The sequence below is a fragment of the Mesorhizobium sp. WSM3859 genome (assembly GCF_002295065.1).
In the GTDB taxonomy this organism is placed as follows: Bacteria; Pseudomonadota; Alphaproteobacteria; order Rhizobiales; family Rhizobiaceae; genus Mesorhizobium.
Genome location: NZ_NSGG01000004.1, coordinates 392,373 through 417,195, shown reverse-complemented (window position 1 = coordinate 417,195; position 24,823 = coordinate 392,373). Strand labels below are relative to the sequence as shown.

25 protein-coding genes are annotated in these 24,823 nt (G+C 64.1%); 12 read left to right on the top strand and 13 right to left on the bottom strand.

Features of this window, described 5'->3' with window-relative positions; translation table 11 throughout:
- Positions 1-5 precede the first annotated feature (5 nt).
- The gene (locus tag CK230_RS11970; protein WP_042646207.1) at positions 6-902 is read right to left on the bottom strand and encodes a LysR family transcriptional regulator; all 897 of its coding nucleotides are present in this window, start codon (positions 900-902) and stop codon (positions 6-8) included.
- Between the two features lie 72 nt (positions 903-974).
- Positions 975-1,949: a thioredoxin-disulfide reductase gene (trxB, locus tag CK230_RS11965; RefSeq protein ID WP_095817347.1), complete on the bottom strand. Its 975-nt coding sequence runs from the start codon at positions 1,947-1,949 to the stop codon at positions 975-977.
- Between the two features lie 237 nt (positions 1,950-2,186).
- On the opposite strand from trxB, the gene CK230_RS11960 reads away from it, so the two are divergent.
- Positions 2,187-2,663, top strand: a complete 477-nt coding sequence (locus CK230_RS11960; RefSeq protein ID WP_095817346.1) for an Lrp/AsnC family transcriptional regulator — start codon at positions 2,187-2,189, stop codon at positions 2,661-2,663.
- Positions 2,664-2,732: 69 nt separating this feature from the next.
- Here CK230_RS11960 and CK230_RS11955 read toward each other — a convergent pair whose 3' ends face one another.
- The 5 genes from CK230_RS11955 to CK230_RS11935 all read right to left on the bottom strand — a co-directional run bounded on the left by CK230_RS11955 (position 2,733) and on the right by CK230_RS11935 (position 6,807).
- Positions 2,733-3,362: an HAD family hydrolase gene (locus tag CK230_RS11955; RefSeq protein ID WP_095817345.1), complete on the bottom strand. Its 630-nt coding sequence runs from the start codon at positions 3,360-3,362 to the stop codon at positions 2,733-2,735.
- Positions 3,355-3,927 (bottom strand): SIS domain-containing protein, encoded by a 573-nt coding sequence (locus tag CK230_RS11950; protein ID WP_095817344.1) that lies wholly within the window; start codon positions 3,925-3,927, stop codon positions 3,355-3,357. The genes CK230_RS11955 and CK230_RS11950 overlap by 8 nt, the downstream gene beginning before the upstream one ends.
- 7 nt (positions 3,928-3,934) lie before the next feature.
- On the bottom strand, positions 3,935-5,419 hold the full coding sequence (rfaE1, locus tag CK230_RS11945; RefSeq protein ID WP_095817343.1) for a D-glycero-beta-D-manno-heptose-7-phosphate kinase: 1,485 nt from the start codon (positions 5,417-5,419) through the stop codon (positions 3,935-3,937).
- Between the two features lie 150 nt (positions 5,420-5,569).
- Positions 5,570-6,202, bottom strand: coding sequence for a LysE family translocator (locus tag CK230_RS11940; RefSeq protein ID WP_095817342.1), 633 nt, complete (start codon positions 6,200-6,202; stop codon positions 5,570-5,572).
- Between the two features lie 59 nt (positions 6,203-6,261).
- Complete coding sequence (locus tag CK230_RS11935; protein WP_210201477.1) at positions 6,262-6,807, bottom strand: thioesterase family protein; 546 nt, start codon at positions 6,805-6,807, stop codon at positions 6,262-6,264.
- A gap of 123 nt (positions 6,808-6,930) precedes the next feature.
- Between CK230_RS11935 and rfaD the strand changes: the two genes are divergently transcribed.
- Genes rfaD through waaC form a run of 3 tightly spaced genes read left to right on the top strand, consistent with a single transcriptional unit; the run spans position 6,931 to position 9,850 of the window.
- A complete protein-coding gene (rfaD, locus tag CK230_RS11930; protein ID WP_095817340.1) occupies positions 6,931-7,899 on the top strand; it encodes an ADP-glyceromanno-heptose 6-epimerase in 969 nt (322 codons plus the stop codon).
- On the top strand, positions 7,872-8,879 hold the full coding sequence (gene waaF / locus CK230_RS11925) for a lipopolysaccharide heptosyltransferase II (protein ID WP_095817339.1): 1,008 nt from the start codon (positions 7,872-7,874) through the stop codon (positions 8,877-8,879). Before rfaD ends, waaF begins: the two co-directional genes overlap by 28 nt.
- Entirely contained in the window at positions 8,876-9,850 is a 975-nt protein-coding gene (gene waaC / locus CK230_RS11920) for a lipopolysaccharide heptosyltransferase I (protein WP_095817338.1), read from the top strand. Before waaF ends, waaC begins: the two co-directional genes overlap by 4 nt.
- Positions 9,851-9,990: 140 nt before the next feature.
- Here waaC and greA read toward each other — a convergent pair whose 3' ends face one another.
- The gene (gene greA / locus CK230_RS11915) at positions 9,991-10,464 is read right to left on the bottom strand and encodes a transcription elongation factor GreA (protein ID WP_027168132.1); all 474 of its coding nucleotides are present in this window, start codon (positions 10,462-10,464) and stop codon (positions 9,991-9,993) included.
- A gap of 263 nt (positions 10,465-10,727) precedes the next feature.
- Positions 10,728-11,264 carry a tetratricopeptide repeat protein gene (locus CK230_RS11910; protein WP_095817337.1) on the bottom strand — a complete coding sequence of 179 codons (537 nt, stop codon included), beginning with the start codon at positions 11,262-11,264 and terminating at the stop codon, positions 10,728-10,730.
- Positions 11,265-11,442: 178 nt separating this feature from the next.
- Between CK230_RS11910 and CK230_RS11905 the strand changes: the two genes are divergently transcribed.
- The 4 genes from CK230_RS11905 (at position 11,443) to CK230_RS11890 (ending at position 14,792) form a co-directional block, all read left to right on the top strand.
- Entirely contained in the window at positions 11,443-11,868 is a 426-nt protein-coding gene (locus CK230_RS11905; RefSeq protein ID WP_095817336.1) for a DUF3775 domain-containing protein, read from the top strand.
- Positions 11,869-11,905: 37 nt separating this feature from the next.
- Positions 11,906-12,994 (top strand): extensin family protein, encoded by a 1,089-nt coding sequence (locus CK230_RS11900; protein WP_245429887.1) that lies wholly within the window; start codon positions 11,906-11,908, stop codon positions 12,992-12,994.
- A 136-nt stretch (positions 12,995-13,130) separates the two neighbouring features.
- A complete protein-coding gene (locus CK230_RS11895; RefSeq protein ID WP_095817335.1) occupies positions 13,131-13,958 on the top strand; it encodes an extensin family protein in 828 nt (275 codons plus the stop codon).
- Positions 13,959-14,084: 126 nt separating this feature from the next.
- Positions 14,085-14,792: an LssY C-terminal domain-containing protein gene (locus CK230_RS11890; protein WP_095817334.1), complete on the top strand. Its 708-nt coding sequence runs from the start codon at positions 14,085-14,087 to the stop codon at positions 14,790-14,792.
- A 33-nt stretch (positions 14,793-14,825) separates the two neighbouring features.
- Here CK230_RS11890 and CK230_RS33080 read toward each other — a convergent pair whose 3' ends face one another.
- Entirely contained in the window at positions 14,826-15,002 is a 177-nt protein-coding gene (locus CK230_RS33080; RefSeq protein WP_176480077.1) for a hypothetical protein, read from the bottom strand.
- A 221-nt stretch (positions 15,003-15,223) separates the two neighbouring features.
- On the opposite strand from CK230_RS33080, the gene CK230_RS11885 reads away from it, so the two are divergent.
- The 4 genes from CK230_RS11885 to CK230_RS11875 all read left to right on the top strand — a co-directional run bounded on the left by CK230_RS11885 (position 15,224) and on the right by CK230_RS11875 (position 21,475).
- On the top strand, positions 15,224-16,534 hold the full coding sequence (locus CK230_RS11885; protein ID WP_095817333.1) for a hemolysin family protein: 1,311 nt from the start codon (positions 15,224-15,226) through the stop codon (positions 16,532-16,534).
- A gap of 48 nt (positions 16,535-16,582) precedes the next feature.
- Complete coding sequence (locus CK230_RS33075) at positions 16,583-16,759, top strand: hypothetical protein (RefSeq protein ID WP_176480068.1); 177 nt, start codon at positions 16,583-16,585, stop codon at positions 16,757-16,759.
- A gap of 129 nt (positions 16,760-16,888) precedes the next feature.
- Positions 16,889-17,083 (top strand): hypothetical protein, encoded by a 195-nt coding sequence (locus CK230_RS11880; RefSeq protein ID WP_095817332.1) that lies wholly within the window; start codon positions 16,889-16,891, stop codon positions 17,081-17,083.
- Between the two features lie 522 nt (positions 17,084-17,605).
- Positions 17,606-21,475 (top strand): autotransporter outer membrane beta-barrel domain-containing protein, encoded by a 3,870-nt coding sequence (locus tag CK230_RS11875; protein ID WP_095817331.1) that lies wholly within the window; start codon positions 17,606-17,608, stop codon positions 21,473-21,475.
- A gap of 37 nt (positions 21,476-21,512) precedes the next feature.
- Here CK230_RS11875 and CK230_RS11870 read toward each other — a convergent pair whose 3' ends face one another.
- From CK230_RS11870 to CK230_RS11860, 3 genes are read right to left on the bottom strand one after another with little or no spacing between them, the layout of a single operon-like run.
- Complete coding sequence (locus tag CK230_RS11870; RefSeq protein WP_095817330.1) at positions 21,513-23,075, bottom strand: DHA2 family efflux MFS transporter permease subunit; 1,563 nt, start codon at positions 23,073-23,075, stop codon at positions 21,513-21,515.
- A 7-nt stretch (positions 23,076-23,082) separates the two neighbouring features.
- Positions 23,083-24,177 (bottom strand): HlyD family secretion protein, encoded by a 1,095-nt coding sequence (locus tag CK230_RS11865; protein WP_095817329.1) that lies wholly within the window; start codon positions 24,175-24,177, stop codon positions 23,083-23,085.
- A complete protein-coding gene (locus CK230_RS11860; RefSeq protein ID WP_095817328.1) occupies positions 24,174-24,722 on the bottom strand; it encodes a helix-turn-helix domain-containing protein in 549 nt (182 codons plus the stop codon). The genes CK230_RS11865 and CK230_RS11860 overlap by 4 nt, the downstream gene beginning before the upstream one ends.
- Positions 24,723-24,823: the final 101 nt, after the last annotated feature.

Genomic DNA, 24,823 nt, shown 5'->3' with positions numbered 1-24,823 from the left:
GCCATTCAGTAAGACCAACTGCGTGCCTTCGCGATGACAAAATCGCGAAAAACGTGCAGCTTCGCCTGGTTCTTCATCGCGTCGGGATAGGCGAAATAGGTGTCGAAGGACGGCACCTCGGTCTCCGGCAGCAGCTGCACCAGGTTCGAGTCCTTGTTGATCACATAGTCCGGCAGCATGGCGATGCCCGCGCCGCCCTGCACCGCCCGCTTGATCGACAGGATGTCGTTGATCTGCAGCGTCGGTACCCGCTGCGCGCCCTCGAAATCGCCGACCGTCTCAAGCCAGTTCAGCTCCGACAGATGCGAAGGCACCGGCACGCCGAAAGTGACGATGCGATGGTTCCTGAGCTCGGCTATCGAGGCCGGCCTGCCGAACTTGGCGATGTAGGACGGCGCCGCGTAAAGATGGAAATGCACCGTGAACAGCCGGCGCTGGATCAGGTCGGGCTGCTGAGGCTGGCGCAGCCGGATCGCGCAATCGGCCTGGCGCATGGTCAGGTCGAGCTCCTCGTTGGCCAGGATCAGTTGCAGGCTGATCTCAGGATAGAGCTCGATGAATTCCTGCACGCGCTCGGTCAGCCAGCCGGCGCCCAGGCCCACCGTGGTCGTTACCCTGAGCACGCCCGACGGCCGGTCCTTGGTCTCGGTCAACCGCGTCTTGATGGTTTCCAGCTTCATCAGCACGTCATGCGCTGTGCGGAACAGCATCTCGCCCTGCTCGGTCAGCACCAGGCCGCGCGCATGGCGGTGGAACAGTGCTACGCCGACATCATGCTCCAGTGCGCTGACCTGCCGCGAGATGGCCGATTGCGACAGATGCAGCGTCTCGGCGGCATGGGTGAACGACCCAGCCTCCGCCGCTGCGTGAAATACGCGTAGCTTATCCCAGTCCAGCGCCATGATTCCCCTCGCGTTGCCTTTGGCGTCTGAATGAAAAATCAGGCTTTTAAACGGCTTTTCTCCGCCGATTTATCATTCCGCGGCTTCGCGGTGAACCTCGATGCCCGCCAGATATTTTTCCGCCTCCAGCGCCGCCATGCAGCCAAGCCCCGCCGCCGTCACTGCCTGGCGGTAGACATCGTCGGTGACATCGCCTGCGGCGAACACGCCGGGCACGTCGGTGCGGGTCGAATCCGGCGCCGTCCACAGATAGCCGTTCGGCTTCTGCTTCAGCTTGCCGACGAAGAGCTCGACCGCCGGCGCATGGCCGATCGCGACGAACACACCGTCGACCGGCAGTTTCGATTCCTGGCCGGTCACGACATTGCGCAGCGTCAGGCCCTCGACGGAGGGCGGAAGCGGCGCCTTGCCCGGGCGTCCGGTGATCTCGTCCACCACCGTGTCCCAGATGACACGGACATTGTCCTTCGCAAGCAGCCGCTCGCGCAGGATGCGCTCGGCGCGGAAATCGCTGCGCCGATGGATGACGGTGACGCTTTTGGCGAGGTTCGACAGATAGAGCGCTTCCTCGACCGCGGAATTACCGCCGCCGATCACCGCGACGTCCTTGCCACGATAGAAGAAGCCGTCGCAGGTGGCGCAGGCCGAAACGCCGAAGCCCATGAAGGTCTGCTCCGACGGGATGCCTAGCCACTTGGCCTGCGCGCCGGTGGCGATGATCAGCGCATCGGCCGTGTAGACCGTGCCGGAATCGCCGGTGGCGCGGAACGGCCGGACATTGAGGTCGACCTCGGTGATGATGTCGTTGATGATATCGGTGCCGACATGCTCAGCCTGCTTCAGCATCTGCTCCATCAGCCAGGGGCCCTGGATCGGATCGGCGAAGCCCGGATAGTTCTCGACATCGGTGGTGATCATCAATTGGCCGCCCTGCTGCAGGCCGGCGACCAGCATCGGCTTCAGCATGGCGCGGGCGGCATAGACCGCCGCCGTGTAGCCGGCCGGGCCGGAACCGATGATGAGAACGGGTGCGTGCTTGATGTTCATGAAAAAAGTCCCCTGCGGCTCAAAGGCCGTGGTTTGTCGCGGTTAATGTAAGGGTTGCCCATCACGGCAGCAAGACGAACGGGCCGTCGTCCCCGGAAAGCTGCGATCCACAGGGTATTCGCGAAAATCGCGGCTTTTGTTACGCCTGAAAAATCGCTTCGCAGAGGGGCTGGCGCGGACACAAAAGTCGTTTAATTACAAATTTGCGAAAGATTCTTGCGCAAAACTGAGACCGCCATGCCGCTCAAAGCTGATCTCGACGCCATCGACTGGAAGATCCTGCGCGAATTGCAAAGCGACGGGCGCATGACCAATGTCGAATTGTCGAGCCGGGTCGGCATCTCGGCGCCGCCTTGCCTGCGCCGAGTCAGGCGGCTGGAAGAGGCCGGCATCATCCGCGGTTACCGAGCACTCCTCAACGCGCCGGCGCTCGGCATGGATGTCGTCGCCTTCTGCCTGATAGGCCTGCACCATCAAGCCGATGCCGAACTGAAGACCTTCGCCGAGCGCACGCGCGGCTGGCCGATCGTGCGCGACGCCTGGATGGTCTCCGGCGAATCCGACTTCCTGCTGCATTGCGTGGCAAGCGACCTCGGCACCTTCCAGACCTTCGTCATCGAGGAACTGGCTTCGGCCCCGAATGTCGACACTGTGCGCACCGCTTTGACTATCCGCCGCGTCAAGGACGAGGGGCTGGTGGCCTTTCCAACTTAATGTGCCGGCTAGCGGAAATTTACCCGCGCAAACAAAGGGCTTAGCACCGGGTTTTGAATCAATCCGCGATCAGAGTGACCGTATCGCGGCAAGCAACTCCTCAAGGTCCGCCGGGCCGTGCAATGGCGAAACCGAAAGCCCGTCCATCGTCGAGCCCTCGCCGTCGACGAGCCAGCCACGCTCGAGGCCGGCCCGACGGCCTGCTTCCATGTCGGCAGGCTTATCGCCGACGATCAGCGATCGCTTCAAATCCAGGCCGAGCCGCCGGCTCGCCTCCAGCAGCATGCCCGGATTGGGCTTGCGCATCGGATGGTCGGCAATCGCCAGCGGGCCGGTGCCGGCCTCGTGATAAGCGCATGCAAGCACCATGTCGACAAACGCGTTTTGCTCGGCCAATAGGTCGAGCACCCGCCTGTTGACCCTGGCGAACGCATCCCAGCCGAAATAGCCGCGCGCGATGCCGGACTGGTTGGTGACGACAACCACCGGAATGCCGTGCTGGTTCGCGGCCTCGATGACCGGCGCGATGCCGTCGCGCAGCGCCATGGCCGCCGGATCATCGGGATAGCCGGTATCGACATTGATCGTGCCGTCGCGATCGAGGAACAGCGCCGGCCGGCCGGCTGGAAAGCTCCGGTCACCAATCCGCTCGACCCAAAGGCCTGGCTCGGCCAGCGGAAAGCCTTCGCTCTCAGCCATTGCTGAGACGCGCTTCGACCGCCTCGCAGAGATGGTGATAGAGGCACAGATGCCCCTGCTGGATGATCGGCGTCGAGGTCGACGGCACGTTGAGCAGGATGTCGGTCAGCGGCTTGAGCTTGCCGCCCGTCTCGCCGGTCAGGCTGATCACCGTCATGCCCATCGCCCGCGCCTGCTCGGCGGCGGCAAGGATGCTCTGCGAATTGCCGCTTGTCGAGATCGCCAGCAGCACCGCGCCCTCCGCGCCATGCGCCTCGACCTGGCGCGAGAACACGGTGTCGAAGCCGTAATCATTGCCCCAGGCGGTCAGCACCGCTGCGTTGGCCGGCAGCGCGATAACGTTGTAGGCCTTGCGCTCCTTCAGGAAGCGGCCAACCAGCTCGCCCGCGATATGGATGGCATCGCTGGCCGAGCCGCCATTGCCGCAGATCAGCAGCGCCTTGCCCTGCGAGAGCGCCGCCACGACCGTGCTCACCGCCCGTTCCATTTCGCCGGTGAGGTCACGCTCGACCATCGCCGAGATCGCCGCCGCGGAGCGGACCAGATAATCGTTCAAATCGGACATGAGACCCTCAGTTTGCGGCACGCAGCTTGCCGATCGTGTTCGTCGTGCTCTTGCCGGCGACGAGATCGACAAGCACCACGCGCCCGCCCGCCTTCTGCACCACATCGGCGCCGACCACGGTCTCGATCGTGTAGTCCGCGCCCTTGACCAGGATGTCGGGCAGCAGCGTCTCGATCAGCTTGAGCGGCGTATCCTCCTCGAAGACGACGACGGCGTCGACCGAGGCGAGTGCTGCCAGCACGCAGGCGCGGTCATGCTGGTTGTTGACCGGACGTCCGGGTCCTTTCAGCCGGTGCACCGAGTCGTCGCTGTTGAGACCGAGCACCAGCCGGTCGCACTGGCTGCGGGCGGCATGCAGCAGGCTGACATGGCCGGCATGGAGGATATCGAAACAGCCATTGGTGAAGCCGACGGTAAGCCCCTCTTCCTTCCATGCCGCCACCATCCTGGCCGCGGCATTGGCGTCAAGAATGGCATCGATATGGGCCGTCGGCCCATGCGAGCGGAACAGCGCGCCGGACAATTCTTCGACGTTGAGGCGCGCGGTGCCGCGCTTTCCCACGACGACGCCGCCGGCCGCATTGGCGATGACGGCGGCATGCACGCGGTCGGCGCCAGCGGCGAGCGACAGCGCGAAGCTCGCAATAACCGTGTCGCCGGCGCCGGAAACGTCGAACACTTCGCGCGCCTGGGTGGAGATGTGGCGAGCGTCCTCGGCGGAGACCACGCTCATGCCCTTCTCGCTGCGCGTCGCGACGATGAACTCGAAATCATGCGCGGCGATCAGGTCGCGCGCCGCGGCCATGATCTCGTCGTCGCCGAACACCTTGCGCCCGACCGCCTCGCCAAGCTCCTTGCGGTTCGGCGTCACTGCCGTCGCACCGGCATAGCGCGCGTAGTCGCGCCCCTTCGGATCGACCAGCACCGGCTTGCCGGCGTCGCGGCAGATCGCGATCAGCTCGCCGGCGACGCCGTCGAGCAGGACACCCTTGCCGTAATCGGAAAGGATGACGATGTCGGCGCGGCCAAGCGTCGCCTGGAAATGATCGATGAGCTTCGCCCGTTCGGCAGAGGTAAGCGGCTTGATCTCTTCCTCGTCGAAACGCAGCACCTGCTGGTTGAGGGCGCTGAAGCGGCTTTTAGACGAGGTCATGCGGTCCTGGCGCTGCACAAGCCCGTCGGTGTCGACGCCGATCTCGCTCAGCATCCGCATCAGATTGTTGCCGGCATGGTCGGCGCCGATCACCGACACGGGGATCGCAGCCGCGCCCAGCGAAACGATGTTGGAAACGACATTGCCGGCGCCGCCCATGTTCAACGTTTCGCCCCGTCCATGCAGCACGGGGATCGGGGCTTCCGGCGAGATGCGCTCGATCACGCCGCTGACGAAACGGTCGAGGATGAAATCGCCCACGACCAGCACGGTGACGTCGCCGAACCGGGCGATGGTGCGATGCAAAGGTTCCGGAGAAGGCGGATTGTGCTTGATCATCTCACTCGCGGTGTGCCTGAAGAATCCCGGACTTGATTAGGTTTCAGCGCCGGAATTGTGGCGTGGGCTGTTTAAAGCGATGCCGATATACCGCAAATCGGGCGAGCGCAACGGCAGGCCCGGCGGCCCCAGCCGGAACCTGCTTGGCAATCAGCTCCTCTGCAGGGCGACATGGACACCGAGGCCGACCAGCACGGCACCGCCCGCGCGCTGCATCAGGCGCTGCGCCCGGCCCGAGCGCCGCAGCCGCGCAATCATCGCGCCGGCGAGGAATACGCAAACAATATCGGCGGAGGAAAACATCAGGTTGACGATGGTTCCCAAGATGACGAACTGCAGCCAGACCGGGAACGCAGCCGAAGCATCGATGAATTGCGGCAGGAACGCCATGAAGAAGATCGCCGTCTTCGGATTGAGCACCTCGACGGTGATGCTTTCGAAAAAGGCGCGCCGGGCCGATTTCCGCTCGATGGCTGGCAGCGTGGTATCGCCATCCGTCCTTTTGCGGAACATGGAGACGCCGAGCCAGATCAGATAGAGCACGCCGCCGAGCTTGACCGCTAAATAGAGCGGCGGCACCGCATGGAACAGGACGGACAGGCCTGCGGCGGCCGCAAAGACATGCACGTAGCCGCCGAGATGGATGCCGACAGCCGCCGTCAGCCCCGACCAGCGGCCCCGCGCCATGGTCTGCGCGGCGGCGTAAAGCATGGCAGGGCCGGGAATATAGGCGAAGATCGCGGTGGTGGCGAAAAACGCAATGAGCAGTTCGGTCGACGGCATCTTGGTCCCTCACGCTACGCCAGATGGCGGAGGCTGACTGAAGCGGAAGCTTTGCGGCCTCACTGTGGCGAGGAACCGGTCTGCCGCGATTTGGCCAGGACGCGCGCCATGAACTTGTCATGGTCTATCACCGCGCGCTCGTGGAAACCTTCTCCGATCAGTCCGCCCTCGTCCCTACACGACACCTTGAAGCGCAGCTTTCGCCCCTCCACGGCGACGAGCTCGACATCGGCGGTGACGGTCATGCCCACGGGCGTGGCGGCTATGTGGCTAACGTCGACATGGGTGCCGACGGTTCTTTCGTGACTGGACAGGAACGGACGCAATGCCTCGATGCACGCCCACTCGATGAAGCCAACCATGAATGCGGTGGCGAAAACCGGCGGCATGTCGCCAAAACCCGCGAAAGCCGGAGTCATGGCGGGCACCGTCAGGGTGTCGTCCACACGCAGGGTTTGAAGATGGCGAAGGCCAGGCTTTAAATCGGGCGTCATGGCTACACCAACAACAGTAACCCACGGGCGGCTTATGCCGCGATTGCTTGCAAGCGCCGCGGTGCTTCGACTGAGGACGATCGTTGGCGCGCGGCAGAGCTTATCCTGCAAGCGGTTGCGCCAATCCAGCCCTACATTCGTCGTAGCCCCGCGGGTTCGCGGCTGGCGAGCTTTATCGACACTCCCCTCCGCCTCCCCTATAAGAGCCGGAATCGCAAGCAGACAGAGGCCTTCATGATCATCGTCACGGGCGGCGCCGGCATGATCGGCTCCAACATCGTCGCCGCGCTCAACGCCGAGGGCCATGACGACATCATCGTCGTCGACGACCTCACCGACGGCCACAAGATCGCCAACCTCGCCGATCTCAAGATCGCCGACTATCTCGACAAGGACGATTTTCTCGCCCGGCTCGAGGATGGCGCGCTCGGCCGCATCGAGGCCGTGTTCCATCAGGGCGCCTGCTCGACCACCACCGAATGGAACGGCAAGTTCATGATGGAGGTGAACTACGCCTATTCGAAGCGCCTGTTGCATGCCTGCCTGGCCTTGCGCGTACCCTTCCTCTATGCCTCGTCGGCTTCGGTCTATGGCGGCGGCAGCGAGTTTCGCGAGGAGCCCGACTTCGAGCGTCCGCTCAACGTCTATGCCTATTCGAAGAAGCTGTTCGACGATTACGTGCGCCGCAACGTCTTCGACCCAAATGGTTCATACAACAATGATCATTCGCAGGTGGTGGGCCTGCGCTATTTCAACGTCTACGGGCCTCGCGAGGCGCATAAGGGCGCTATGGCGTCGGTCGCGTTCCATCTCTTCAACCAGGTCGAGCGCGGCGAAAACCCGAAGCTCTTCGGTGCCTATGGCGATTTCGGCCCCGGCGAACAGAGCCGCGACTTCATCCATGTCGGCGACGTCGCGGAGGTCAACCTGTGGCTGTGGAAGCGTGGTCTGAGTGGCATCTTCAACTGCGGCACCGGCCGCGCCCAGCCGTTCCGCGCCATCGCCGAGACGGTGATCGACACGCTTGGCAAGGGCGAGATTGAATTCATCCCCTTCCCCGACCACCTCAAGGGGAGCTACCAGAGTTTTACGCAGGCTGATATGTCCCGCTTGCGCGCGGCCGGCTACAATGGCCAATTCCGCACAGTCGAAACCGGCGTCAGGGACTATGTCGAATGGCTGAAGGCCCAACGATCCTCGTGATCGGCCCACGCTGGGTGGGCGACATGGTCATGGCACAGTGCCTGTTTGCGGCGCTGAAGGAAAAACATCCGCATGCCGCGATCGACGTGCTGGCGCCGGCCTGGGCGGCGCCCTTGGTCAAGCGCATGCCCGAGATACGCAGCCAGATCGACTTCCCGCTGATGCCGGGAGCGCTCGAATTCCGCAGCCGCAGGCGCTTCGGCCGCCTGCTGCGCGGTCGCTACGACATGGCCTATGTGCTGCCGGGGAGCTGGAAATCGGCGCTGATCCCGTTCTTTGCCCGCATCCCACAGCGTGTCGGCAATTTGCGCGAAATGCGCTATGGCCTGCTGACCGACATCGTGCCGCTGCCCGAAGCGCTGAAGCGACGCACGGCGCGCGCTTATTTCGGCCTCGCGCGCGGCGGCACTTTTCGCGCGCCGAGGCTCACCGTCGACAAGGCCAACCAGGCCGACCTGCTGGCGCGGTTCGGGCTGACGGGAAAGAAATTCGTGGCGCTTATGCCCGGCGCCGAATTCGGTCCGGCAAAACGCTGGCCGAGCGATCACTATGCCGGGCTTGCCCGGGACATGATGGCAAAGGGTCTGGGCGTCGTGCTGCTCGGCTCGAAGAACGATGCCGGCGTGACCGGCGAGATCGCAGCACTTGCTCCGGGCGCCATCGACCTTGCCGGCAAGACGCGGCTCGAGGACGCGATCGACCTGATCGCCGCGGCGAAGCTTGCGGTCTCGAACGACAGCGGCCTGATGCATGTCGCGGCCGCCGTCGGCACGCCGATCGTCGCCGTCTACGGTTCGACCTCGCCGGAAAACACGCCGCCGCTCAGCGAGCGCTCCGAGCTGATCTGGCTGCATCTGTCCTGCTCGCCCTGCCACAAGAAGGTCTGCCCACTCGGGCATCTCAACTGCCTCAAGACGCTCGATGTCGCGCGTGTCACCGCCGCGGCCGACCGCCTGCTCAAGGTCCCGGCGGCGGCATGAAAGTGCTGATCGTCAAGACATCGTCGATGGGCGATGTCATTCACACGTTTCCAGCCGTCGAGGACGCGATCCGCAATCGGCCCGATATCAGCTTCGACTGGTGCGTGGAGGAGCCGTTTGCCGGCATCGTGGCGCTGCATCCAGCGATTGGAGTGATCCACAAGGTGGCCGTTCGGCGCTGGCGCAAAAAGCTTTTCGAGGGCGGCACATGGCGCGAGATGGCCGGGCTGCGCCGAGCGCTCCGCGCCTCCCGCTACGATCTTGTCATCGACGCGCAAGGCCTGCTGAAATCGGCCCTGGTCGCCATCCAGGCCGGCGCGCCGATCGCCGGCTTCGACCGGACCAGCGCCCGCGAGCCTTCGGCAACGCTGTTTTATCGGCACAAATACGCCGTGCCGCGCGACCTGCACGCCATCGAGCGCACCAGGCGGTTGTTCGGGTTGGCGCTTGGCTACCAGCCTGACCTGTCGGCGCTCGAGTCAGGCATCGTGCCGCCGGTGGGCGCGCTGCCCGGCGTTGAAGGCAAAACCGCTTTCCTGCTGCACGGCACCAGCCGCGAGGACAAGAAATGGCCTGTCGAGGATTGGATCGAAACCGCGCGCGAGCTTGCCGACCGGCACTTCACGCCGGTGGTTACCTGGTCGAACGAGGCTGAAAAATCCGTCGCGGAAGCCATTGCCGGAGCCGTGCCGGAGACGGTGCTGGTTGCGAAATCGCCGCTCGCGGATGTCGCAGCGATCCTCGGCCACGCGGCGCTCGTCATCGGCGCCGACACCGGCCTCACCCACCTCGCCAGCGCCTTCGCCCTGCCGACGGTCGCCATCTTCCTGGCGACGGAACCCGGTCTCACCGGCCCGTGCGGGAGGTTCGCATCGACCTTGCTCGCGCCCGCTGGCGGCAAGGTGACACCGGCTGATGTGATGGCGGAAGCTGAACGACTGCTGGCGCTCAGATCAAACGCGCCGGCGTGAGGACCTTTTCAGAATTCGCTCTGGCGAGTCGAATAGCGTGGTTTTCGAGAACCGGAGCGGAGCGTACTTAAAGTACGTGAGCACCGGAAGCGCAGAGAACCGTGCTAGTCGGCCGCCAGAGTAGAATTATCAAAAGGTCCTCAAATAAACTGCACCTGGACGATCTCATACCCGCGAGCGCCGCCCGGAGCGTTGACCTCGATGGCGTCGCCGACTTCCTTGCCGATCAGCGCCCGCGCGATCGGCGAGGAGATCGAGATGCGGCCGGACTTCACGTCCGCTTCCTGATCGCCGACGATCTGGTAGGTCTTCTTTTCCTCGGTGTCCTCGTCGACGAGCACGACGGTCGCGCCGAACTTCACCTTGTCGCCGGAGAGCTTGGAGACGTCGATGACCTCGGCGCGCGCGATCAGATCCTCGAGCTCGTTGATGCGGCCTTCATTGTGGCTCTGTGACTCCTTGGCCGCGTGATATTCGGCATTTTCGGACAGGTCGCCATGCGAGCGCGCTTCGGAGATCGCCTCGATGATACGCGGACGCTCCTCTTGCTGGCGCCAACGCAGTTCTTCCTTCAATGACGCGAACCCCTCGCCTGTCATCGGGACCTTGATCATATGCCTGACCTTTCCTGCCGCCACCCCCGTTTTTCGGGAGCAGCCTTGTCAAATGGGTACAAAAAGAAAACGGTCCGGCAGCCTCGGGCTAACGGAACCGTTTCACCACAATTTCCCTGAATATAGCGATATTGGCGCGATTTTCACGTGCAAAAATGAAGTTCGGCGAAATGATCACCGCTTTCGCGGACGCCGGCTGGCGGCGAACAACAAAAAGCCGGCTACGATTGCTCGCAGCCGGCCCGAAGAGCATGAAGCCCTGTTCAGCTCCGCAGGAAATGATCGATCTGTTCGGACAGCATGCCGTATTCGCGCGAGCCCGTGCCGGTCCGCTTTTCGATTTCCTTGAGCTGTTCCTGAGCGCCGGCGAGATCGCCGATCTGCAGATGCGCTTCGCCGAGATATTCGCGCACCAGCGTATAGTTGGGGTCGATGCGCAACGCTTCCTCGTAATAGCCGAGGCCGACCGTGACCCGGCCAGAATGGCGATGCGAATAGCCGAGATAGTTGAGGATGCGCGGATCCTGCTTGTTGGCGGCGAGCGTCAGCACCGAGATCGCCTCGTCGTAGCGCCCGGCCATCGCCAGATCATGGCCGGCCTCGTAGATGCTGTCGTCATCCAGCATGCCATATTGCGGCACGACGCATTTCTTCTTCTTCTTGTCCCAGACCTCACCCTTCTTGCAGGTGGTCGTCTGGCCGCCACTGCCGCCGCCACCTTCGCCGGCGGTATAGGCTGGTGCCACGAACAGCGGCAGCGCCGCAATGGCCATGACCTGAACAAGCAATCGTCTGCGCATCGAAGCCTCCGTGAGCGTGACAATGGCAGACTAACGCCGCCTCATTGCGGTTTCATCCCGAAATGCGGGCGGATGCCGAACTATTTTCAGCGGCCGGAAAGAAGCATTTACCTGCAGGTGTGACGCGCGCTGCAAATCCGATATCATCGGGGCCAAGCGCATCACGTGGAGAAGGACCGTGCAGCAGCGCCTCGAGAAAGAATGGGAGCTTTCCATCGACCCGGACACGGTGCGCCTGTTCATCCTCAAGGCCAAGGCGCTGAGCGCCGCCGTCAACGAGGACTATGACGACGGCGCCGAGCACGAGGTCGAATTCGACGGCGACGCGCATGCCAGCCATCACCATGACGGCCTTATCGAGGAAGCCTCTGAAGACCTCACCGAGGAGGAATTCCGCGAACTGATCAACGATCTCAACATCGACGAAGCGGCCGAACTGATCGCGCTCGCCTGGATCGGGCGCGGCGACTATGACGCGTCCGAATGGGCGGACGCGGTGGCAGCCGCCAGGGAACGTCCCCGGAAGCGGACGGCCAAATATCTGCTTGGTCTGCCTATGCTTGCAGACTGGCTGGAGGAAGGCCTTGAAGCCATCGGCGCGTAACGCGCCGGTAACCGATTGTGATCGGCAAGGCACCCCGATGCAGGCAACTTCGCAACGCGCCCGCCGTTTCGGGGCGATGGCAACGCTGAGCATTTCCGGATTGTGCAGATTGGCGTTGCCTTTGGCGGCGGCAGCCCTGCTGATAACGCCAGCCGCAGCCGCCAAGCATCACCATCGGCACAAAAGACATTTGCCGCCGGCCAGCCTAAGCGCCGCCCCGGTGCCGGAAACACCGCAAGCGACACCGGCGCCACGGTCGCGTCCTCAAGACATGGAGAACGGCGCCGATAGGTCCGGGCAAGGCAAAAGCCGCCTCGACAGCAATGACGATTTCCTCAACCAGGAGAAGTCGCATCCGAAATGGGACGCCCGACCGCCGCGCTCGAAGGACGCTCAGTCCGCGCCGCGGACGGAATCCGAGCCCGAGACGCCGGATGTCGTGCCGACACCCCCGGAGAAGCCCGCCGAACTGGAGCCGGAGCCGCCGGAAACCGCGCCGCAACCGCCGGAAAAGCCGGCCGATGCCGGCGAGGAAAAGATGCTTCCCGATCCCCGCTCGGCCGATATGCCGGCCGACAAGATGCCGGCGGAGGAAACCGCGTGTCGCGAGCGGCTAAGGGCGCTTGGCGTCGAGTTCGCGGAGCACAAGGCCGAGCACGATCCCGAAATCGGCTGCTCTATCCCCTATCCGATAATCCTGAAGACGCTCGGCAAATCCATTAGCGTCAGCCCCGGCACCGAGCTCAATTGTCCTATGGCCGAGGCAGCGGCGCGCTTCATGGCCGATGTCGTCCAGCCCACGGCAAAGGCCGAACTCGGCGCCGATTTGAAGTCGGTCAACCAGGCCTCGGCCTTTGTCTGCCGCCCGCGCAACGGCACCCGCAAACTGTCCGAACACGCCTTCGGCAATGCGCTCGACATCGCCAGTTTCACCTTGTCGGACGGGAGCAGGATCGAGGTCGGCCCGGCGCCTCCGGAGAAGGATGCGAAATTCCTCGACGCCATACGCAAGGCTGCCTGCGGGCCCTTCAAGACAGTGCTTGGGCCGGGCGCCGACCCCGACCATGCGCTGCATTTCCATCTCGACCTGGAACCACGCCGCCACGGCGGCACTTTCTGCCAATAGGACGACCTCGAAAGTTTCGGGTCGCGCCCCGACAAGAACAGCGCCGCATTTCCGCCCCAGGCATGAATGCCGGCGCTGATCTTTCCTTTACTGTTGAGGGTTAACCTTGTGCCATCCGGGGACAGGATGGCTTTCGATGGCTCGAAGACTTGGCGCTATGCTGTTGGCGGCGCAACGGAACAAGTGCGCGCGGATCGCGATCGCCGGGCTGGCCGCGGGCGCCATCGCGGTGATATCGGCCTGCACGACGGGCGACGTCTTTGCGCTGCAGCCGGCCGTCGATGTCGGCAGCCAGACGGCGGCCGTGCCGCAGCCCGACGCGCCGCAATATTCCGGCATGCAGCGCCTTGTTCCGTCTGACCCCTACATGACCCAGGCCGCCTATCCGCGCATGGATGAGCCGATGTCGCCTCTCGAGCAGATGCCTGCCAGCGAGATCGACTGCCGCAACGAGCTGAAGCGGATGGGCGTCGTCTATCAGGACGTCCAGCCGATCCATGAAGGCCAGTGCGGCATCGATTTCCCCGTAAAAGTCTCGGCGATCGGCAGCGTCGCGATGAAGCCGGCGGCGACGCTGACCTGCAACATGGCCGCTACCTTTGCCGCCTGGACCAAGAACGAGCTGCAGCCGGCCGCCCGCTGGCGCTATTTCTCCGGCGTCAAGGCGATCCACCAGGGCTCCAGCTATTCCTGCCGCAACATCGCCGGCGAAGGTGTGTTGTCCGAACACGGCAAGGGCAACGCGCTCGACGTCATGAGCATCGAGCTCAACAATGGCGACGACATCGACGTGCGCAAGCCCGGCCTGTTCGCCTTCCGCACCCGCGGCTTCCTCAACAATGTGCGCGCCGACGGCTGCGAATACTTCACCACGGTGCTGGGCCCCGGCTACAATTACGACCACCGCAACCATTTCCATTTCGACATCAAGAACCGCAAGAGCGGCTACCGCGCCTGCCGCTGATTTGGGCTATCGCAAAACAACCCGCTTCGTCATCCATATCGACAAAGTATCGGGTCCACAGGCCTCTGCCCAAAAACGGCCGACACAGCGTAAAGTAGTCGCGCAAGAATTTGGGAGCGGGTTGTCGTGGGTAAGCGAAGCCTGAGGCGGCGGGCGGCGATCTGGCTTGCGGCAGTTTGCGCCTCCTATCTGGCGCTCGCCTATGTCGCCGCGCCGGAATTCTGGACCTGGCGGGAGCGCGGCTTCCGCACCCGCCCCTTCGAGATGGTGACGCATACGCCGCAGGGCATTCCCGGCGATCCGATCAATGTCGGCCTTGTCGGAACCGAGAAGGAGGTGGTCCACGCCTTCGCGGTCGCGGGCTGGGATACGGCCGATGCCGTAACGCTCAGGACCGCGATCGACATCGGTGAAAGCGTCCTGTTTTCCCATCCCTACCCCGATGCGCCGGTAAGCCGCCTTTTGTTCGACGGTCGCGCCCAGGACCTGGCCTTTGAAAAACCGGTCGGCGACAGCGCCGACCGGCGTCACCATGTCCGCTTCTGGCTGACGGACGCGGTCGGCGATGACGGCCGCCCGCTTTGGCTGGGCGCCGCGAGCTTCGACCGCGGCGTCGGCCTCAGCCACGACACGGGCGCCATCACCCACCATATCGGCCCCGACATCGACGCCGAGCGCGACTTCCTGATCGGCGACCTGAAGGCCGCCGGCCTGCTCACATCCACCAGCGAGATACCGGGGATCGGCGCAACGAAGTCTGGGCGCAATGGCGGCGGCGATCCCTACTTCACCGACGGCATGGCCGTGATCGGCGTGTTGAAGACGCGGGAGTGACGGCACGGCGAAGCCGAGCGGTAGTGCGGACTGTCACGCGGACGGCGGCCCGATCGGCGGCTTCAGGCTGCCCCTTATGGCTTTCGCTTCCCGGACCAGCGACGACCAATTCGATCCAAGCAGCGAGATCAACTCCAGCGCCTGCGTCTCGGTAATGCCGGTCTCTTCCAGAAGCTTCTGGATAAGGCCACGTTTGGGTTCGAGCGCCAATCGGCAACCCCCAACAAGCTATCCTAACCATATCATTTGATATTGGTTCCGCTCTATCGCTTTGATTTTTAACAGAACCCTGTCGCTGATTTTGGTCCGTCTCGGCCATGTGTGGCTTACCGCCACCGGGTCGATGCCACCTGCCTTGCTCCGGGCTGTCATCTGCCAAAAATACCGGCGGGCTATTTTCGAATGCACTGCAGCAATGCTATTGACCGCCCATGCTTTACGTTGAAATCGCTGTCGTTGCCGTCCTCATCCTCGTGAACGGCCTTCTGGCAATGTCGGAGCTCGCCATCGTCTCGTCGCGGCCGGCTCGGCTGAAGGCAATGATCGACCGCAACGTCAGGGGCGCCGGCCGCGCGCTGGCGCTGGGTTCGAATCCCGGCAAGTTCCTGTCCTCGGTGCAGATCGGCATCACCCTGGTCGGCGTTCTCTCAGGCGCATTCTCGGGCGCGACGCTCGGCGAAAGGCTGGCGCAATATCTGGCGTCGACCGGCATCCGCGAAAACATCGCCGACCCTGTCGGCGTCGGCATCGTCGTCGCCATCATCACCTATGCCTCGCTGATCGTCGGCGAGCTGGTGCCGAAGCAGATCGCGCTCAAGGACCCGGAACGCGTCGCGGTCAGGGCCGCGCCGGCAATGACGATCCTCGCCACCGTCTCGGCGCCGCTCGTTTTCCTGCTCGACCTCTCCGGCCGCGCCGTTCTGTGGCTGCTCGGCCAGGCCGGCGAAGCGGAAGAGAAGGTCACCGACGAGGAGATCAAGATGCTGGTCGCCGAGGCCGAGCATCACGGCACCATCGAATCCGACGAGCGCCGCATGATCGCCGGCGTCATGCGGCTCGGCGACCGCGCCGTGCGCGCCGTCATGACGCCGCGCACGGAGGTCGACTGGCTCAACCTGCAATCCGATGAGACGGTGATCCGAAAGCTCTTGGTGGAAACGCAGCATTCGCGATTGCCAGTCGGCGACGGCAATGTCGACGCTATGGTCGGCGTCATCCAGACGCGCGACGTGCTCGCCGCCCTTCTTGCCGGCAGGGTCTTGGATCCGCGCCAGCATGTTCGCGCCGCACCCATCGTGCATGACCAGGCCGACGCGCTCGACGTGCTCCAGAAGCTCAGGGAATCGGCCGTGCCGATGGCGCTGGTCCATGACGAATACGGCCATTTCGAAGGCATCGTCACGCCGGCCGACATCCTCGAAGCCATCACCGGCGTGTTCCGCTCCGACCTGGAGGCCGGCGAGGAGGAGAACGCCGTCAAGCGCGACGACGGCTCGTGGCTGCTCGCGGGCTACATGCAGGCCGACGAGATGGCCGAGGTGCTGGGCATCGACCTGCCGGAGAACCGCGATTACGAGACCGTCGCCGGCTATGTGCTGTCCCATCTCCACCATCTGCCGACGACCGGCGAGTGCGTCGACGCGCAAGGCTGGCGTTTCGAGGTGGTCGACCTCGACGGCCGCCGCATCGACAAGCTGATCGCCACCCGCCTGCCCGACGGGCATCGCCCCGTGGCGCGCTGAGCGGAACCTTCGCGTCAACTTGCGGTTTCAGGTCATGGGGAACAATCCATGGCCGAAGACAAGCGAGAACATGACGAGCGACTGAAGGCGGAGAAGGAATTCCGGGTCCGGTTCCTCATGAAGGAAACCGGCATCACCGAGGCCCAGGCCCGCGACCTTGTCGACATGATCGGTATCGACGCCAGTTCGCTTCTTCGGGAGGCGCGGCTTCTGAAGAAGAAATAGCGGGACGGCGAATTGACCCGTAAGGGTCACATTTCGAGCGTAACGTTCATTCGTCGTCCGTACCGAACAGAGGCAAGCGGACGCTTGAAAGCGGCTATCATGCTTTCGCCCCTGTCAAGGGAGGCAAGCATGTCAGCAAGCGGCGTGGCGGATTCCGCCGAGCTCGACATTCTCACAAAGGCCTTGAACGAGTACTGCGCAAGGCACCACGTTGCCGGCAAGGATGAGCGCGAACGGATCGCGCTCAGGGTGATGGCGCTTTTCGGACGGGGCGTTTCCGACCCCGTCGAGTTGTCGGCGGAGCTTGAACGCGGTTCCGCCTGATTGGCCTCGGCTCGGGCGCGTGAGCGGACTATCGATCGTCAATGTTAGCCACCGAGGGCGAAGCTAACCACGTGTTGCCCTGGCGGCCAAGCCGCGGGGCAAGGTCCGGCCCGCAAATCCTGTGTCACCATGATAAGCGGGCCGGGCCGCCCGGGTTCCGATCGAGCGCCTCGCAAGCGTCGTCCGCCCTCCGCTCTAGTCATTACTCAAGTCAAAGCTTATATTTATACTTCTCATATTCCAGATAGCTAATGTTGCCTTTAAGTAACGGTGCTCGATAAATCAATAATCGACAATTCAACTTCGCGACAGGAATCAAACGCCAAGTTAACCTCTCGGCGATTTGGTCGGTGCGCCGTGCGGGCGATCCGGCGTGGCTGGCAACGGATTTACGTGCGGGCAGACCAATGAAGACGAGCGGCGGCGCGCTTCGGCGCATTCGGGACGGAATGCTCCTTGCCGGTGTGAGCGGCGCGGCGATCGCCTGCCTGCTTCCAGGGGGTGGCGTCGGCCGCGACTTATATGGTCAGCAATGACAGCGAGTTGCGCGCTGCCATCACCGCGGCGAATGGAGACGGCGATCCCACCTCGACGATCGTGATGACCGCCAGCTTTGCCACAGCCAGCACTTCACTGCCGGTGCCGACCAAATCCATCACGATCGACACGCAAGGTTTCACGCTTTCGGGCCCAGCAAACGGCGGCGTCCTGATCACGGGCACCGGCGCCGTCAGGACACTGGTGGGCACGTTCAGGGGTACCGACGGCGGCAGTTCAGCAGCGGGGCTGCAAATCCGGAACGGGGCGTCGGTTACGAATATGGGCCTCGTCCAAGGCGGAACGAGCTCCACAGGAAACGGAGGTCCTGGCGTCGATTTCGGCGGCCCTGGCGCTGCCACGACCTTAACCAATCACGGAACCATCCGCGGTGGGTCCGGTTCAATCGGAGGTCACGGCATCTCGGTCCGAGCTGGCGCCGGTCAGATCATTAACACCGGCACGATCGAAGGAGGCGGCGCCGGTGGAGGCGCGATTGCGGCCAATGGCGCAACCGTCTCGATCGATGTCGTCAACAGCGGCACGATCCGCGCCGGCGCCGGGGCCAACGCGATCGGATGGATCTCGAGCGTCACGCCGACGACGGGCGTCATCCGCCTGGAACTGCAGGATGGCTCGCAGATCTTCGGCAACGTGGTGGCGAACGCGACGGCGACCACGGATCTCCTTCGGCTCAGCGGGACGGGCTTTTCGATCCTGGATGGTTCGATCGGTGCCGCCGGGCAATACCAGAATTTCGACATCCTCGAAAAAACTGGAACCGGCACCTGGGCGCTGACCGCCGACAACACCGCCACGCAAGCCTGGACGATCTCGCAAGGCACGCTGCAGATCGGCAATGGCGGCACGACCGGCTCAATCCTCGGCGACGTCATCAACAACGGCACGCTCGCCTTCGACCGCTCCGACACCTACACCTATGCAGGCCTCATCTCCGGCAGCGGCGCGGTGAACCAGATCGGCGCCGGCACGACCATACTCACCGGAGCCAACACCTATACCGGCGGGACCACGATCTCCAACGGCGTGCTTTCGGTCTCCGCCGACACCAATCTCGGCGCTGCTCCCGGCAGCCTGACCTTCAACGGCGGCACGCTGCAGACGACCTCCGCCTTCACCAGCAGCCGCAATGTCGCCCTGACCGGCAACGGCACGTTCCAGACGGATGCGAACCTTGGCCTGACGGGCACCATCAGCGGCAGCGGCCTTTTCACCAAGACCGGCACCGGCACGCTGACCTTGTCAGGCACGAGCACCTATACCGGGGCGACGACGGTCGATGCAGGCGTGTTGCGGGTCGATGGCTCGCTCGGCAATACAGCCGTCAGCGTCAACAGTTCCGGCACCCTGTCGGGCGTGGGAACGATCGCGGGGCTGGTGACGGTGGATGGCACAATCGCGCCGGGCGACAGCCCCGGCACGCTCACAGTCGGTTCGCTGACGCTCAACGCAGGCGCGAATCTCGACTACGAGCTCGGCGTTGCCGGGACGGTCGGCAACGGCGTCAACGACTTGATCGTGGTCAACGGTGATCTCACCCTCGACGGCACGCTGAACATCACCGACGTCGGCGGCTTCGGCCCCGGCGTCTACCGGCTCATGAACTACGGCGGTGCGTTGACGGACAACGGGCTTGAGTTCGGGACCACGCCCGTCGCCGCGAGCGATCTCTTCATCCAGACCACAATCAACGGACAGGTCAACCTGATCTCTACGGCCGGGGTAACCCTGGGCTTCTGGGACGGCGGCAATACAGGGCTGCACGACAACGGCGTGATCAACGGCGGTGACGGCGTGTGGGATGCGACGAACCGCAACTGGACGGAAGCCGACGGCGCGATCAACGGCAAGTGGGGTCAGGATTTCGCGGTGTTCGCCGGTCAGGCCGGCACCGTCACGGTCGACGATTCCGCCGGCACGGTCGGCTTCACCGGCATGCAGTTCATGACCGACGGCTATGTGATCGACGGCGACACGCTCACCACCAACACTGCCGCCACGACGATCAGGACCGACGCCGGCGTGACGGCAACAATCGCCTCGCAGATCGCCGGAAGCGGCGGTCTGGTGAAGACCGATACCGGCACGCTCGTGCTTTCCGGCGCGAACACCTACAGCGGCGGCACGACGATCTCGACCGGCACGCTGATCGGCCAGGCGACGAGCTTCGGCACCGGCGACATTCTTGATAACGCGGCTTTGGTCTTTGACCAGCCGGCCGATGCCACCTTCTCCGGCGTTATCTCCGGCACCGGCACGCTGACCAAGATAGGGAGCGGCAATCTCAATCTCACCGGCACCAACACGCTCAGCGGCGCCACGACGATCGGGGCCGGCAAGCTCTCGGTCAATGGCTCGCTCGCCAACTCCGCGGTGACCATCCTCAATGGCGGCGCGCTCGGCGGCAACGGCACGGTGGGGTCGACGACGCTGCAGACCGGCGGCGTCATCGCGCCCGGCAACTCGATCGGCCAGTTGACTATCCAGGGCAATTTCACCGGCGCCGGCGGCACGGTCGAGATCGAAGCAATGCTCGACGGCGATGCTTCTTCCACCGACAAGCTCATCATCACTGGCAACACATCCGGAACCGCCAACATCAAGGTGATCGGCCTCGGTGGCGGCGGCGCGCAGACCGTCGACGGCATCAAGATCGTCGATGTCGGCGGCGTCTCCACCGGCACCTTCAACCTGCAGGGCGACTATGTCTTCCAGGGCGACCAGGCGGTGGTGGCCGGCGCCTATGCCTACCGGCTCTACCAGAACGGCGTCAGCACCCCGGCCGACGGCGACTGGTATCTGCGCTCGGCGCTGATCAATCCCGTCGATCCGGGCGGCCCGACCTCACCGCTTTATTCGCCCGCCGTGCCGGTCTACGAGGCCTATGCTGGCGTGCTGCAGAGCTTCACCCAGCTTGGCACGCTGCAGCAGCGCATCGGCAACCGTTCGTGGGGCGGCGAGGCGCAATCGGCGGCAGGTGACGGCATCCAAGGCGGCAACCCCGTCTGGGGGCGCCTCGAGGCCTCGCACAGCGAATTCGAGCCGGGCACGAGCACCACCGGCACCGATTATGACGCCGATCTGTGGCGCCTGCAGGCCGGCCTCGACATGCTGCTCTCCGAGACCGCCTCCGGCATGCTGGTCGGCGGTCTCACCGTCCACTACGGGACGGTGAAATCGGACGTCTCCTCGTCCTTCGGCACCGGCTCGATCGACGCAACCGGCTATGGCTTCGGCGGCACGCTGACCTGGTATGGCAAGAACGGCTTTTATGTCGACACCCAGGCCGAGCTCACCTGGTTCGACAGCGATCTCTCTTCCGCCACGCTCGGCAAGAAACTTGCCGACGGCAACAACGGCTTCGGCTACGGCCTCGGCATCGAGGCCGGGCGGAAGATCGCGCTCGCGGGCAACTGGTCGCTGACGCCGCAGGCGCAGCTCTCCTACGCCTCGGTCGACTTCGACACTTTCACCGATCCCTATGGCGCGCTGGTCTCCAACGGCAGCAGCGACAGCCTGATCGGCCGCCTCGGCCTCTCCACCGACTATGAAAGCGAGTGGAAGGGCAGCGCGGGCGAGTCGAGCCGCTCGCATGTCTATGGCATCGCCAATCTCTATTACGACTTCCTCGACGGCACCGATGTCGACGTCTCCGGCACCAGGCTGACCAGCAAGCCGCAGCAGCTTTGGGGCGGCCTCGGCGTCGGCGGCTCGCTGAGCTGGGCCGACGATCGCTATTCCGTCCATGGCGAGTTGCTGGCGCGCACCAGCCTGGAGGATTTCGGCGACAGTCATGCCTTCGGCGGCTCCGTCGGCTTCAGCATGAAGTGGTAGATGCCGTCGCGGCCACTCGCTGCCGCTTCCGGCCTTATCAATGCGCGTCCGGCGGCGGCGCCTTCGGCGTCACGTTGCGCAGGAATGGCACCAGCGCGGTGGCGATGACGAATGCCACCATGATCACCAGGAACGCGTCCGCATAGGCCATGGTGGAAGCTTCGCGATAGGCGAGCTGCCAGAGCTGCTTCAGCGCCGCGGCGTGGCCATCATCGATGGCGCCGGGCAACTGGCCGTAACGCTGCGCAACGTTGTCGACGAGGTGCATGGCCGCCTCGTTCTGCGGCGTCAGATGCGAAGCGATCGTCAGGAAATTGAAATTGGTGCGGTTGTTGAGAATCGCGCCGCAGATGGCGATGCCGACCGCGCCGCCGAGATTGCGCATGGTGTTGAACAGGCCGCTGGCATATTTCAGCCGTTCGGGCGGCAGGCTGCCGAGCCCGAGATTGACGCTGGGCGCCACGGCGAAGACCTGCGGGAAGCCGCGAAAGATCTGCGGCAGGAGAAGCTCGGCAGAGCCCCACTGGCTGGTGATGGCGGAAAAACTCCACATCGAGGCGCCGAAGGAGGCCAGGCCGAACATCATCAGCCAGCGCGTGTCGAAGCGCTTGGCAAGGAAGATGTAGACCGGAACGCCGACCAACGAGGCGACGCCGGTCGAAAACACCGCCAGCCCCGTTTCAAGCGCGTTGTAGCCGCGCACATAGCCGAGAAACAGCGGCGTCAGATAGATCGTGGCGAAGATGCCGATGCCGGTGATGAAGGAGAGAAAGCAGCCGATGGCGAAATTGCGGTTGCCGAAGGCGCGGAAATCCACCACCGGCTGCGCATAGGTCAGGCTGCGCACGACGAACAGGATGAGCGTGACCACGGCGACGACGGCGCCGTTGCGGATCGTGGCGTCATCGAACCAGTTCCAGCGCGAGCCTTCCTCCAGCACATATTCCGCCGTGCCGAGGCTGACCGCCATCAGCGCCATGCCGATATAATCCGCGCCCTTCAGCAGCGACAGATCGCCCTTGTCGATCTTGACCAGCAGCGCAACGAGGATCGTGATGACCACCCCGGGGACGACGTTGACGTAGAACAGCCAGTGCCAGTTCAACGTGTCGGTGATCCAGCCGCCGATGACCGGCCCCAGCGTCGGCGCGATCGAAGCGATGCTGCCGACGACGGCGGCGGCATAGACGCGCCTCGGGCCCTGGAAATAATGGAAGGACGAGGTGAACACCGTCGGGATCATCGAGGCGCCGAGCAGCCCTTGCAGCGCCCTGAAAACGATCATGCTTTCGATGTTCCAGGCAAACCCGCACAGCATGCTCGCCAGCGTGAAGCCGGCGGCCGAGATGGTGAAGAGCCACCTCGTCGAGAAGACGCGCGTCAGCCAGCCCGACAGTGGGATGACGATGATCTCCGCCACCAGATAGGAGGTCTGGACCCAGCCGATCTGGTCCTGCGCGGCCGACAGGCCGCCGCCGATATCCTGCAGCGAGGAGGCGACGATCTGGATGTCGAGCAGCGCAATGAACATCCCCACGCACATCACCATGAACGGCAGGATGCTGGCGATGAACGATTGCGGGGCGGCCGGCGCTGACATGGCGCCCTCAATGCGACCCGGTGTCGACCGTGACCACCGTCGACAGGCCGGGCCGCAGCGCCACCTTGCCCGCCTGATCGGCGTCGATCGCGATCCTCACCGGCACCCGCTGCACGATCTTGGTGAAATTGCCGGTCGCGTTCTGCGGCGGGATGACGCTGAAGATCGCCCCCGTGGCCGGCCCCAGGCTGGTCACATGGCCCTTGAGCGGCCGGTCGGGGGCGATATCGGCATAGACGGTCGCCGCCTGGCCATCGGCCATTGCGCGCAACTGGTCTTCCTTGAAATTGGCGTCGACCCACAGGCCCGAGGCAGGAACGATTGTCAAAAGGTAGCTGCCCGGCGAGACATAGGTGCCGACCTGCGCCAGCCTGTTGCCGACGATGCCGTCGACCGGCGAGCGGATTTCCGTGAAGCCGAGATCCAATTGGGCGGTATCGAGATCCGCCTTGGCGGCAGCTACTTCCGCCGTCGCTTCCGAAATCTGGGTGTTGAGGACGTCGAGCTGTTGTCGCGACGCCGCGAGCGCCGCCCGCGCGGCGGCGACGGAGGCCTGCGCCTGGCCGTCGGCTGCGGCGCTCTTCTGGGCATCCTGCTGCGACCCGGTCCTGGCGCTGGCAAGAACCGCGTAGCGCTTGGCGTCCTGTGCGGTGAACGCCGCGGCGGCGCTCTTGGCCTCGAGATCGGCGCCGGCCTGCTCGATCAGCGAGTTCTGCAGCGAGATCTGGGCACGCAGATTGTCGAGCGCCGACTGCTTCTGCTGCACCGACGCCTGCGCGCGCTCCAGCGCCGCCTTGAACGGCCTGTCGTCGATGCGGATGATCGGCTGGCCGGCGGTGACATGCTGATTGTCCTCGACGAGCACCTGGTCGATATGGCCGGCGACGCGCGGCGCAAGCGGCGTGACATTACCGCCGACATAGGCGTCATCCGTCGTCACCAGGAAGCGATTGGCCTGCCACCACTCGAAGCCATACCAACCGGCGCCAGCGATCGCGATCAGCGCGGCGCCGAGCAGCAGCGGCTTGCGCCGCTTCCTGGCTGGTTTCGGAAGATCAACGACCGTGGTCTGCAATTCGGCCGGGGAAAGAACCTTGTTCATCTCCTTCGCGCCTCTTCCTGGCAGCAATGGCTATTCTCGACCAGCGGAAGGCCCGAACCTTCGGTGCTGAAACGATAGCGCTGCCGCATTCGGTCGGTGGCCATCGGGGCTGTCGCCATGGCAAAGCCGCCACCGTCCAGCTCCCTGCCGGTCTCCCGGTCGACCAGGACCGGCTCGGCCCAGCGCCCGTCCGCCTTGTCCACCACGACCAGGCTCGGCCCCTCGGGCGCCAGATGTTTGTTGCCCCAGGCAAGCAGCGAAAGAAGCACCGGCCGGAAATCGCGAGCCTTGGCGGTCAGCACATATTCATGTCGAAGCGGCCGCTCGCAGTAGGCGTGCTTCTCGAACAGCCCTCGCTCGACCAGGCTGTTCAGCCGCCGCGTCAGGATGTTGGGCGCGATATCCAGGCTCTTCTGGAACTGGTCGAAGCGCGTGAGGCCCTGGAAGGCGTCGCGCAGCAAAAGGATGCTCCACCACTCGCCGACCTCGTCGAGGCTGCGCGCGATGGGGCATGGGCGCGTTTCGAAGCTCGTCCTGGCAACCATTCTCGTGACTCACTTTCAATATGCAAGTCACAGATAACTAAGTTAGTTGCATAATGCAAGTCACGCTGCGGCGGAGATTTGGAATCGCCCGACACGAACTC